Source organism: Nostoc sp. (genome assembly GCF_036917515.1).
Taxonomy (GTDB): domain Bacteria; phylum Cyanobacteriota; class Cyanobacteriia; order Cyanobacteriales; family Nostocaceae; genus Nostoc.
In genome coordinates, this window is record NZ_JBALDE010000025.1 from 129,207 (window position 1) to 142,450 (window position 13,244).

Consider the following 13,244-nt stretch of genomic DNA (forward strand, 5'->3'; position numbering starts at 1 on the left):
TGTTTGCAATTCCTTGGAGTCCAAAAAATTAGTAGGGGCGCACAACATATCTGTGTGCTCCTAGTGTGTATCATTGAAAACTGCTATATGTTAGTTATGTGAGAATTAATAGCATGCTGTTCATTTTATATAGATTGAGAGTTGTATTTGCTCACATATCTTTTAGTCATAAACCTTTAATTATTTACGTCCTCATAAAACTTTAATTATTTTATGCCCATTGAACTTAATATAGAAAATGCAGATAAATAGTCAAACATCAGAATATAAACAAAATATTACTTTAAATACCTTAACTCACATCATCGGCACTCAAGTTTTACAGGAATTGAATGATACCCAAGTAGTTCATCATCAGGATCTGTGCATTCATCAAATATTTGAGATCCAAGTAGAGCGATCGCCCCAAGCCATTGCAGTAGTATGTGAAAATACACAACTTACTTATCAACAGTTAAACCAGCGGGCGAATCAACTAGCGCACCACCTACGTTCTTTAGGCGTTGGGCCAGAAGTACTTGTAGGTATATGCCTGGAGCGCTCCTTAGAGATGATTATAGGACTACTAGGCATTCTCAAAGCTGGAGGCGCTTATGTGCCTTTAGATCCAGCATATCCTTCAGAACGTTTAGCTTTCATCTTGGAAGACACCCAGACACCAGTATTGTTAACCCAAGAAAAATTGGTCAAGAACTTACCACCACATCAGGCACAAGTGGTTTGTCTGGATTTAGACTCGCAAGGGAATATCCAAAACAGTCAAGAAAATCTTGTAAATGAGACAACAGCTGATAACCTCATCTACGTAATCTACACATCTGGCTCTACAGGACAGCCTAAGGGTGTAATGATCCCTCACCGTGGTATCTGCAATCAACTCCACTGGAAGCAAACAACTTTTGAATTAACTCACGCAGACAAAGTTTTACTGACTATTTCTTTTAGCTTCGATCCCTCAGTATGGCAAATATTTTGGCCATTGTGCTTTGGGGGGCAATTGTTCATAGCTTGCCCTGGTGGACATCAAGACACTGCCTACCTTGTGAAGGTAATTACTGAGCAGCAAATCACAGTTCTGGCTTTAGTACCTTCCACACTGCGTGTTTTATTGGAAGAGAGGGGAATTGAGAATTGCCGATTCATCAAACACATTACCTGCGGTGGTGAAGCTTTATCTAGCGAACTTATAGAACGCTTTTTTGCCCAATTGAATTTGGACAATGTTTTACATAATTGTTATGGACCGACAGAAGCTTCCATTGATACCACTTTTTGGACTTGCCAGCGTGGCACTAATTATGCCGTTGCTCCGATTGGTCGTCCGATTACCAATGCAGAGATTCACATTCTTGATGAAAATTTACAGCCAGTGTCTGTTAATGAATCAGGTGAACTGCACATTGGTGGTATTGGTCTAGCGCGAGGCTATCTTAACCGTCCAGAATTGACCACAGAGAAGTTCATTTTCAACCCTTTTAGCTCTGAGCCTGGGACACGTCTTTACAAAACAGGGGACTTGGCACGCTATTTGAGCGATGGTAATATCGAGTTCCTTGGTCGTATTGATGACCAAGTTAAAATACGTGGCTTCCGAATTGAATTAGGAGAAATTGAAGCCATACTAGCTCAACATCCGGCACTGACGCGGACTCTAGTCATAGCCAGAGAGGATGTTCCTGGGGACAAGCGACTTGTGGCATATATTATTGCCAGTTCAGATCAAATTCCTAATCAGGTTGAATTGCGTCGCTTTTTAGAAACTCGGTTGCCTGAATACATGGTGCCTAGTTTCTTTGTATTTTTGGACACTCTACCATTAAATCCCAACGGTAAAATAGACCGCCGCGCTTTACCTGCACCGGATACATCTGATATTAGGCTGTCAACTAACTTTGTTCCACCTCAGAATTCGACAGAAGAAGTCTTAGCTGGCATTTGGGCGAAAGTTTTGCGTCTGGAACAAGTAGGTATCCACGATAATTTTTTTGAATTGGGAGGTCATTCACTGCTGGCCACTCAAGTTATGTCTAGGGTTCGCCAAGCTTTTCAGATAGAATTACCCTTGCAACTATTATTTGAGCATCCCACGATCGCTACTTTAGCTCAAGCGGTCGCTCAAAACCAAACTCCAGAAAACGATCCCCAAAATCAGACCATACCCCAAATAACCAATCGGGAATCAGCCCCTTTATCCTTTGCCCAGCAGCGAATCTGGTTTTTGGAGCAGTTGGAACCCCATAGCTCAGCATATATCGTCTCCAATGCACAGCGCTTAACGGGCAAGTTAAATCTGGGTGTATTGCAACAGTCACTAGATGCGATCATTGTCCATCATGAGGCATTACGAACCAACTTTATTACATCATCTGATGGTAACCCCATACAAGTAATTGGCACGCCTCGGTCAGTAGAACTCAAAATTATTAAGGTAACAAAAGAGCAAGTAGAATTTCTCCTAAATCAAGAGGTGCAACGCCCATTCAACTTAGAATTTGACTTGATGTTGCGAGCTACTTTGCTCCAAGTAGACGAACAGGAGCATATACTCTTGTTAATGATGCACCACATCGCCTCGGATGGCTGGTCAATCGGCATTCTCTGGCAGCAGTTAACAGCGCTCTATGAAGCCTTTTTAAGCAGTAAGCCTTCTCCTTTGGCAAAATTACCCATTCAGTATGCTGATTTTGCTGTGTGGCAGCACCAATGGCTATCAGGTGAGGTACTTTCCAGGCAAATTAACTATTGGAAAACCCAATTAGCAGGTGCTAATACTGTACTGGAATTGCCTACAGACCGACCACGGCCACCAGTGCAAACTTACCAAGGAGCAGCCCAATCTTTGATGCTACCGCAGACTTTGAGTGCATCACTTACAGAACTCTCGCATCAAGAGGGTGTCACTCTATTCATGACATTGCTGGCAGCCTTTGGGATAATATTGCACCGCTACACTGGCCAAGAAGATATTCTCATCGGTTCTCCCATTGCCGGCCGTAACCGTTCTGAGATTGAAGGGCTAATCGGATTTTTTATTAACACCGTTGTTTTACGGACTAATTTTGCCGGTAACCCTAGTTTTTGTTCAGTTTTAAATCGAGTTCGCCAGATGGCATTAGCTGCTTATGCCCATCAAAATATGCCCTTCGAGAAACTGGTAGAAGAACTGCAACCAGAGCGAGATACCAGTCGCAACCCACTGTTTCAAGTGTGGTTTAATATGCTCAACTTAAGGGACATCCAACTGGAACTATCTGGAGTGGCTATAAAACCAGTCTCGATCCTAGAAACAGCTTCTAAGTTTGACTTAACCCTTTACGTTACAGAACAAAATCAAGGAATCCAACTTGATTTAGTCTATAACACCGATCTGTTTACTTCAGAACGGATGATGGAAATGCTTCATCAATTCCATCACTTGCTATATCAAATTGTTGCTGCTCCAGAAAAACAAATTAGTTTATATTCTTTAGTGACCCCAGAAGCGCGACCTTTACTACCAGAGCCAATGGTGGTTCTGTCAGAACCACGGTATGAATTGACGACAACAATGTTTACCTCTTGGGTAAATCATACCCCAGAACATTCATCACTTCGTCAAGGATTTCGCACTTGGAATTATGGGGAATTGGGCAAAATCGCTCAAACCTTAGCACGGGTTTTGTTATCTCACGGAGTAGAGCGGGGAGATGTCGTAGCTGTATTTGGAACACGAAGCTTTGGGTTAATTGCTAGTATGCTTGGCGTACTCTTGAGTGGTAGTGTGCTACTCAACCTCGATCCAAAACTTCCTAGCCAACGCCAACGGCTGATGTTACAGGAAGCTAAAGCTAAATACATATTATATATTGATGGTCAGCGCCCAGAAGACGAAAATATATGGCAGTTTTTAACTATCATTTGTGTCAATCCCGATACAGGAGAAGTCATAAATTCAATCAAAAAAAGCATTGAAGCCGTAAATCTACCTGAAATCGCTGACGACGATGCAGCTTATATTTTCTTTACTTCCGGCACTACTGGTGTACCGAAAGGGGTATTGGGGTGTCACAAAGGGATGGCGCATTTTCTCAACTGGCAGCGACAGACCTTTGAAATTAATCAGCAGGACTGCGTTGCCCAATTAACGGGTCTTTCTTTTGATGTCGTTCTTAGAGATATTTTCTTACCTTTAACTAGTGGTGCAACCCTCTGTTTGCCAGAAGAAGACGATAATCTAGAACCGACTCGAATTCTGCGTTATTTAGAAAATGAGCAAATTTCTGTACTCCACACAGTTCCTTCGCTGGCGCAATTATGGTTAGCCAATGTGCCGTCAGGAGTCTCTTTACGTAACTTACGCTGGTTGTTCTTGGCTGGAGAACCTCTGAAGGAAACACTTGTACTTCGATGGCGGGATGCTTTTCCAGAATCAGGTGAAATTATTAATCTCTATGGGCCGACAGAGACAACTTTGGCAAAGTGTTATTACCAAGTACCTGTTGAGTGTACACCAGGCGTACAGCCAGTAGGATTGCCGCTGCCTCAAACCCAAGTACTAGTTTTTACACTAAATCACCAACCATGCGGTATCGGTGAACCAGGCGAGATTGTAATCCGAACTCCATTCCGCAGTTTGGGTTACATCAATGCTCAGCAAGAAAACGGTTCTCGGTTTGTCAAAAACTCTTTTCGGAACGATCAACAGGATTGGCTTTATTATACAGGCGATCGCGGATGCTATCGTCCAGATGGCTCTCTAGAAATTCTTGGTCGCCGAGATCATCAAGTCAAGATCCGAGGGATACGCATTGAGCCAGGGGAAATTGAAACGGTGTTAGCCCAACACCCAGATATACTCCAGACTGTAGTCATTGCCCGTGAAGATGTTCCTGGCGATCAGCGTTTGGTGGCTTACATTATACCTAATCAAAATAGAGCGATTGCGATTACTGATATCCGGGGCTTCCTCTCGACAAAATTGCCACAATACATGCTACCTTCGGCTTTTGTCGTGCTGGACACCATGCCTTTAACCGCCAATGGCAAGGTAGACCGACGTGCCCTACCTGCACCAGACTTATCGAGGCAAGAGCTAGAAGCCACCTTTGTTGCTCCCCGCAATCAAGTAGAACGCCAGTTAACACAGATTTGGGAACAAATTTTAAGTGTCCAGCCCATTGGCATTAGAGATAACTTCTTCGAGCTAGGAGGGCATTCTATCCTAGCAGTAAAACTGTTTTGGCAAATTGAAAAGATATTTAATAAAAACCTGCCTCTTGCTATTCTATTCCAGTCAGGGACTGTAGAGGCTCTAGCCAAAATAATCTGTCAAGAAGAAGATTTAACAAAAAACTCGGCTTTAGTAAATACCTTAGACCAATCAAAATCTAGCTGGTCATCTGTAGTAGAAATTCAACCCAACGGCTCCAAGCCACCTTTCTTCTGTATTCATGGACTGGGTGGAGAAGTCTTATGTTTCCGTGAATTAGCATTGCATCTGGGGACAGAACAACCATTTTACGGATTACAACCACGGGGACTAGATGGAAAACACCCTCTTTATACCAATATTGAAGATATGGCAGCACACTACATTCAAGAAATTCAGACCCTTCAACCTCATGGTCCTTATTTTCTCGGAGGTTATTCCTTTGGAGGTACAGTTGCCTTTGAGATGGCTCGGCAACTCCATGAGCAAGGCGAACAAGTTGGCATTTTAGTTATGCTTGATAGTTGTCGTCTAGGTTATAGTTGGCAAGCGCCATTTCTCAAGCGAGTTTTTTTGCATTTAACTAATATTGTTCAAAAAGGGCCTAACTACCTTTGGCAAAAGCTTGTGAGATGGAGCTATTGGCGTAAGCAAGAACTGCAAAATACATATAACCGTTACTTGGAAGACGTACTTCATGTACCTGAAACTGACAAGCATTTAAAGGTTATAGATACTAACACTCAAGCCCTCAGTGACTATATTTTTTCACCTTACCTTGGTCGAGCTATTCTTTTGCGGACAGAGGATCAAAATCGAGACGAAGCTATAGGCATAGAATACGATCCTCAATTTGGCTGGGACAAGGTAGTAGTTGGAGGATTAGATATCCATTACATCCCCGGATCTCACCTTGACATACTTAATGAACCCCATGTACAGGTGTTAGCCGAAAAATTGAGAAATTGCTTAACTCAGGCACAGTCTCAGTCTGCAAAGAATTAATTTGAACTTTTCTGTGAGTTCAGCTTCGCACAACTCAGCACTGCTGGGTCATTTTGCCATTTCTTGGTCTAAACTTGAGAGAACAATAGAAAAATTCTTGCTAGTGGTAACTAGGGTGAGATAATTATTCTGTGGAACTGGAATATTGGTAAAAATCCAATAACCAAAAGACCTGACCGATTTAAGAATGCGATGAATATTGCTAGTGTCACAGATTGAACAGAGGGAATGATTGTGTCACTAAAAACTGGAATGACTATCGTTTTTAGATTTTAAGTTGGTAAGCAATCTACAATCCACTGATGCTATATAGAAGATTTGGACGCACAGAATTACAGATGCCAATGTTTTCCTGCGGTGGCATGAGATATCAGTTCAAATGGGAGGATGTTCCCAATCATAAAATTCCTGCTGATAACCAGGCAAATCTGGAAGCGACTATTAGAAGGGCAGTCGAGGTTGGGATTAATCATATTGAAACTGCCCGTGGTTATGGCACTTCTGAAATGCAATTGGGGAAAATATTGCCCAAGTTTCCCCGCGAAAAGTTGATTGTTCAAACTAAAATCAATCCAAAGGCAGATGCGAAAGAATTCCGAAAAACATTTGAACAATCCTTGAAAAATCTCCAGCTAGATTATGTTGACCTTTTAGGGTTGCACGGCATTAATCATCCTGAGTCCTTAGATAACAGTATCCGTCCCGGCGGCTGTTTGGAAGTAGCGCAGCAGTTACAAGCAGAAGGAAAAGTTAGATTTATTGGCTTTTCCACACACGGTTCAACAGATATGATTGTGCAGACAATTAATACCAATCAATTTGATTACGTGAACCTGCACTGGTACTACATTAATCAATGGAATTGGGCAGCAATTGAAGCAGCTAAACACCACGATATGGGGGTGTTTATTATTAGCCCATCTGATAAAGGAGGTTTATTATATAAACCTCCACAAAAGTTAGTAAATCTTTGTGCCCCGTTGAGTCCAATGGTGTTTAATGATTTGTTTTGTTTGAGTCATCAAGAGGTGCATACCCTGAGTTTGGGAGCAGCAAAACCACAAGATTTTGATGAACACCTGAAGACTTTGGAATTAATAGATCGGGGATCAGAAATTTTGCCACCAATTTTGGCAAGGTTGGAAGAAGAAGCGATCGCTACTTTAGGAGAAGATTGGGTAAAATCTTGGGAAACAAATCTACCAAATTTTGACGAAACCCCTGGTGAGGTAAATATTCGGGTGATTTTGTGGCTGCGGAATTTAGCGATCGCCTATGATCTGGTAGACTACGCTAAAATGCGCTACAACCTGCTTGGTAATGGGGGTCACTGGTTCCCTGGCAACAAAGCCGATCGGCTAGACAAATTAGACTTGCGGCAATGTCTCGTCCGTAATCCCTATGCCGATAAAATCCCCCAACTTCTGGAACAAGCTCATCAGTTGTTGGCGGGTGAAGCAGTCAAACGTCTATCTCGCACTTGATATAATTGCATAAATAGGGCATTGGCTATAGTGTATGGGAAATAGGAGACAATAATTATCAATGCCCAATGACGCCAGTTGCTTCTCCCAAGGGGAGACGCTACGCGTAGCTTGCTTCCCCAGAGGGGTACAAGTAGGGCATTGCCCGCCCAACGCACTGGCTTCCCAATGCCCAACCCTAATCAGATTTTTTCGTATCTGCTGATTTAGATGCCTTCGGTACAACTAGCACCTTATCAACGCGATTACCATCCATATCCATCACTTCAATTCGCATACTTTGCCATTCAAAATAATCTGCTGCGGTGGGAATACGACCTAAATGGGTGATCACAAAACCGCCTAATGTTTGATAACTGCCGCGTTCCTCAGATTCCCACTCTTCCATACCAAAAAGTTCCAAAAACTCTTCTACAGGCAACATTCCATCTAAAAGCCAGGAACCATCTTCGCGTTGTACAGCTTGCGGTTGATCCTGTCCATCCGTTGAAGGAACATCACCTACAATTTCACTCATAATATCGTTGAGAGTGACTAATCCTTGAATTACGCCGTATTCATCCACTACCAGCGCCATGTGAGTGATAGTTTGCTTAAATAATTCCAAAACTTTCAAGCCACGGGTGCTTTCTGGCACAAATACAGGCTGTCGTAATCCAATTGTTAAATCTAGCGGTTCTCCTCGGAAACTCCTGGCTAATAAGTCAGTGACAGGGATAACACCCAGAACATTGTCAAGTCCTCCCTGACAAACTGGATAGCGAGAATAAGCACTATCAACCATTTTTTGGCGATTTTCTTCAGCAGAATCGTCTAAATCTAGCCAAACAATATCGGGACGGGGTGTCATTAAGTAGCTGACAGGGCGATCGCCTAAACGAAAGACTCGCTCTACCATATCCTGTTCAGCTTCCTCAAAGGTTCCTGCCTCAGTCCCTTGCTCGATTAAAATTTTAATTTCTTCTTCGGTTACTTGCGGCTCGGTAGAAGCTGTAATTCCCAGTACTCGCAGGATCAAATCTGTAGAAGTACTTAAAAGATATACCATTGGCGAAGTGATCGCCGATAAAGCACGCATTGGAATAGCTACATTCGATGCAATTCTTTCTGGGTTGTTTAATGCTAAACGCTTTGGTACTAATTCGCCAACAATGAGTGACAAATAGGTAATGATCAAAACCACTATTCCAAAAGATATCGGTTCACTATAAGGTGCTAACAAAGGTACAAGTCGCACATAGACTGCCAGTCGGTTGGCAATTGTTGCTCCTCCAAAAGCACCAGTTAGGATGCCGATCAGGGAAATACCCACTTGAACGGTTGACAGGAAATGATTTGGAGACTCCGCTAATTTCAATGCTGCCATTGCCTTGGCATCTCCTTGATTGGCAAGCTGCTGTAGCCTAACTTTTCGTGCCGAGACAATCGCCATCTCAGACATAGAAAACACGCCATTGGCAATAATTAGCACCAAAATGATTAAAATTTCAAAAGTGATGGAGGACATGTTTCAAATTGCCGCTTATCAGAGCAAACGTAGCTCAATCCCTAGTATCTAGTATTAAAGGTGCTTCGATAAATACTTTGACTATACACAAAGTAGTAGTTATAGTTCTTAAGTTTATTAGTCACTGTGGATTATTCTTCCATTGAAGGAATAAGAAAGCTGTTAACACTTTTAAAATAGTTGACATAACCTGCCTTAAGATTTGCTGATCCACAAAGACTCCCATCGCTAGTAGTACTTATGTCATTTTCTTCTATTGTGCGTGCCTTAGCGCGATCGCCGCTCACCACTGAATTTCTTTCTAAGCTAAACCGACAACAACAATTGCGCTTAAATGGCGTTCCTCGACTACCCAAGGGTTTGGTGGCTTCAGCATTGGCACAGGCTACGGGCAAGGATTTGTTTGTGATTTGCGCCACTCTGGAAGAAGCTGGACGCGTTTATGCACAACTGGAGGCAATGGGATGGCAAACAGTACATTTTTACCCGACCTCCGAGGCTTCTCCCTACGAACCTTTTGACCCGGAAACTGAAATGAGTTGGGGGCAAATGCAGGTATTGGCGGATTTGGAAATGGGGCATGGGGCATTGGGCATGGGGCATGGAAAAGAAAAATCCCTAAATTCTAATTCTCAGTTACCCAAGATGGCGATTGTAGCTACTCAAGGGGCGCTGCAACCTCATTTACCTCCGCCAGAGGTTTTTGGGCAATTCTGTCTTACCCTGAAAAAAGGGATGGAATTAGACTTAAATGCATTCAGTGAGAAAATAACTATTTTGGGGTACGAACGAGTACCTTTGGTGGAAATGGAAGGACAATGGAGCCGACGGGGCGATATTGTTGATGTGTTCCCGGTTTCTTCTGAGTTTCCAGTCAGGTTGGAATGGTTTGGTGATGAAATTGAGCAAATGCGGGAGTTTGACCCAGCAACCCAACGTTCCGCCCTTGATAAAGTTGACCAGTTAATTCTTACCCCCACTAGCTTTGCTCCCATCGTCATGGCGGCACTGAAAAATAATCCTGAGTTCCGAGTACTGAGTGCTGAGTCAGAATTTAACTCAGAACTCAACACTCAGCATTCATCACTGATTGAGGGTAGTCGTCGTTTTTTGGGGTTGGCTTTCGAGCAACCAGCATCTTTGCTAAACTACTTATCAGAAAATACCCTGATTGCCATTGATGAGCCAGAACAGTGTCATGCTCATAGCGATCGCTGGGTAGAAAATGCTGAGGAACAGTGGAGACTGGGGACTGGGGAAGAGTCTAACCAAGTACCGAAAATTCACCGTTCTTTTGATCAGTGTCTGGCTGATGTTGCCAGATTTAAAACCTTATATTTATCGGAACTGTCAGAAGAAAATGATGGGATTAATCTTGCCAGCCGACCTGTTCCAGTCACGCCGCACCAGTTTGCTAAACTAGCTGAAACCATCCGCCAAGAACGCGATCGCAATTTCTCGATCTGGCTGCTTTCTGCTCAACCTTCGCGTTCTGTGTCGCTATTGCAAGAACATGATTGTCCGGCTCAGTTTATCCCCAATCCCCGCGACTACCAAGCAATAGATAAGCTCCAAATCAACCATACTCCCGTAGCCCTAAAATATTCTGGTCTTGCGGAATTAGAGGGTTTTATCCTGCCTACATACCGATTGGTAATCGTTACAGATCGGGAATTCTTTGGGCAGCATTCCTTAGCGACTCCCGGCTATATTCGTAAGCGCCACAAAGCTACTTTTAAACAAGTTGATCCCAATAAACTGCGTCCAGGTGATTATGTGGTTCATAGAAATCATGGTGTTGGCAAATTTGTCAAGCTAGAAAGTTTGACGATTAATAACGAAACCCGTGATTACTTGGTGGTGCAATATGCTGATGGGTTACTCAGAGTTGCAGCCGATCAAGTAGGTGCTTTATCTCGGTTCCGCGCCGGAGGTGAGAAAGCGCCAGAACTCAACAGGATGACTGGTAAAGCTTGGGAAAATACCAAAAATAAAGTCCGCAAAGCGATTAAAAAATTGGCGGTGGACTTGTTGAAACTGTATGCGGCGCGATCGCAACAACAAGGTTTTAGCTTTCCAAATGATATGCCTTGGCAGGAAGAATTAGAAGATTCTTTTCCTTACCAACCCACAACGGATCAGCTCAAAGCTGTACAAGATGTAAAACGCGACATGGAAAGTGATCGCCCAATGGATCGCTTAGTTTGTGGCGATGTCGGTTTTGGGAAGACGGAAGTGGCGATTCGTGCTGTTTTTAAAGCAGTCACCGCCGGAAAACAAGTGGCACTCCTTGCGCCAACTACAATTTTAACACAGCAGCATTACCATACACTCAAAGAACGTTTTGCACCTTACCCCGTAAATGTCGGTTTACTCAACCGTTTTCGTTCCGCTGAAGAACGCCGCGATATTCAAAAGCGATTGGCAACAGGTGAATTAGATGTAGTAGTTGGTACGCATCAACTTTTAAGTAAAGGTGTGACATTCCGTGATTTAGGACTGTTGGTAGTAGATGAAGAACAGCGATTTGGGGTAAACCAGAAAGAGAAAATTAAAAGCCTGAAAACTCAGGTAGACGTGCTGACTCTCTCCGCCACTCCCATTCCCCGAACTTTGTATATGTCCTTGTCAGGAATTCGGGAAATGAGTTTGATTACTACACCACCACCAACTAGACGACCAATAAAAACCCATCTATCACCGATTAATTCCGAAAGTATCCGCACAGCGATTCGTCAAGAATTAGACAGAGGCGGACAAGTTTTTTATGTAGTTCCACGAGTAGACGGTATTGAAGAGACAACAGCCAATTTACGAGAAGTGATACCAGGAGCTAGATTTGCGATCGCTCACGGTCAAATGGATGAAAGCGAGTTAGAATCAACCATGCTCACTTTCAGTAATGGTGACGCAGATATCCTTGTTTGTACGACAATTATTGAATCTGGCTTAGATATTCCGCGAGTCAACACGATTTTGATTGAAGATGCTCACCGCTTTGGATTGGCACAGTTGTATCAATTACGCGGTCGTGTGGGACGTGCAGGTATCCAAGCTCATGCTTGGTTATTTTATCCGAAGCAACGGGCATTATCTGATGCAGCACGGCAACGATTACGAGCGATTCAGGAATTTACTCAGTTAGGTTCTGGATATCAGCTAGCGATGCGCGATATGGAAATTAGAGGTGTGGGTAACTTGCTGGGTGCAGAACAATCCGGTCAAATGGATGCTATTGGTTTCGATTTATACATGGAAATGCTGGAAGAAGCAATTCGGGAAATCAGAGGACAAGAAATTCCGCAAGTGGAGGATACTCAGATTGACCTTAACCTGACAGCATTTATCCCAGCAGATTATATTACCGATTTGGATCAAAAGATGAGTGCATACCGAGCGGTGGCGACAGCTAAATCTAAATCAGAATTAAGGCAGATTGCTGCGGAGTGGAGCGATCGCTATGGTACTTTACCAGTTTCGGCAAATCAACTTTTGCGAGTCATGGAACTCAAACAGCTAGCGAAAAAACTCGGATTTAGCCGGATTAAACCAGAAAACAAGCAGCACGTTGTTTTAGAAACGCCAATGGAGGAACCCGCTTGGAATTTATTGGCGGCGAATTTACCAGAAAATCTCAAGACGCGCTTTGTGTATTCTCCTGGTAAAGTTACAGTGCGTGGGTTAGGAGTTTTTAAAGCAGATCAACAATTGCAGAATTTGATTGATGCTTTCGGGAGAATGCAGGGTGCAATTCCAGAGGCGGCTATTGTTTGATAAGTTTTGCTTAAATTTCTATCAATCAAGAACCAAACCTACAGCATATAAGCAGAGTGAGTATTAATCTAGATTTGCCGCCAAAGCTAGAAAATGAGCTTTTTATTGAAGCTTCTCGGCTAAACCTTTCTCTTTCTGAATACATTCTTCGGATTCTTTCTGTGAAGTAGGTTTTAGCAAATCCTCCCAATACAGGAGCCGAACTTGTTGCTTATTGGCAGAGCCAAGGCGTAATCAACTCACGGACTGATATTACAGATAGTAAAGCATACGCTCGCAATGTTAT

At 43.1% G+C, this 13,244-nt stretch carries 4 protein-coding genes; 3 read left to right on the plus strand and 1 reads right to left on the minus strand.

Going from position 1 to position 13,244, the window contains the following annotated elements:
- The first annotated feature begins 238 nt into the window (after positions 1 to 238).
- Positions 239 to 6,193: an amino acid adenylation domain-containing protein gene (locus V7K89_RS03445; protein WP_335184347.1), complete on the plus strand. Its 5,955-nt coding sequence runs from the start codon at positions 239 to 241 to the stop codon at positions 6,191 to 6,193.
- Between the two features lie 302 nt (positions 6,194 to 6,495).
- Positions 6,496 to 7,677 (plus strand): aldo/keto reductase, encoded by a 1,182-nt coding sequence (locus V7K89_RS03450; protein ID WP_335184349.1) that lies wholly within the window; start codon positions 6,496 to 6,498, stop codon positions 7,675 to 7,677.
- 178 nt (positions 7,678 to 7,855) lie between these two features.
- Here V7K89_RS03450 and V7K89_RS03455 read toward each other — a convergent pair whose 3' ends face one another.
- The gene (locus V7K89_RS03455; RefSeq protein WP_335184351.1) at positions 7,856 to 9,184 is read right to left on the minus strand and encodes a hemolysin family protein; all 1,329 of its coding nucleotides are present in this window, start codon (positions 9,182 to 9,184) and stop codon (positions 7,856 to 7,858) included.
- Positions 9,185 to 9,424: 240 nt separating this feature from the next.
- Between V7K89_RS03455 and mfd the strand changes: the two genes are divergently transcribed.
- On the plus strand, positions 9,425 to 12,958 hold the full coding sequence (gene mfd, locus V7K89_RS03460; protein WP_335184353.1) for a transcription-repair coupling factor: 3,534 nt from the start codon (positions 9,425 to 9,427) through the stop codon (positions 12,956 to 12,958).
- The last annotated feature ends 286 nt before the right edge of the window (positions 12,959 to 13,244 follow it).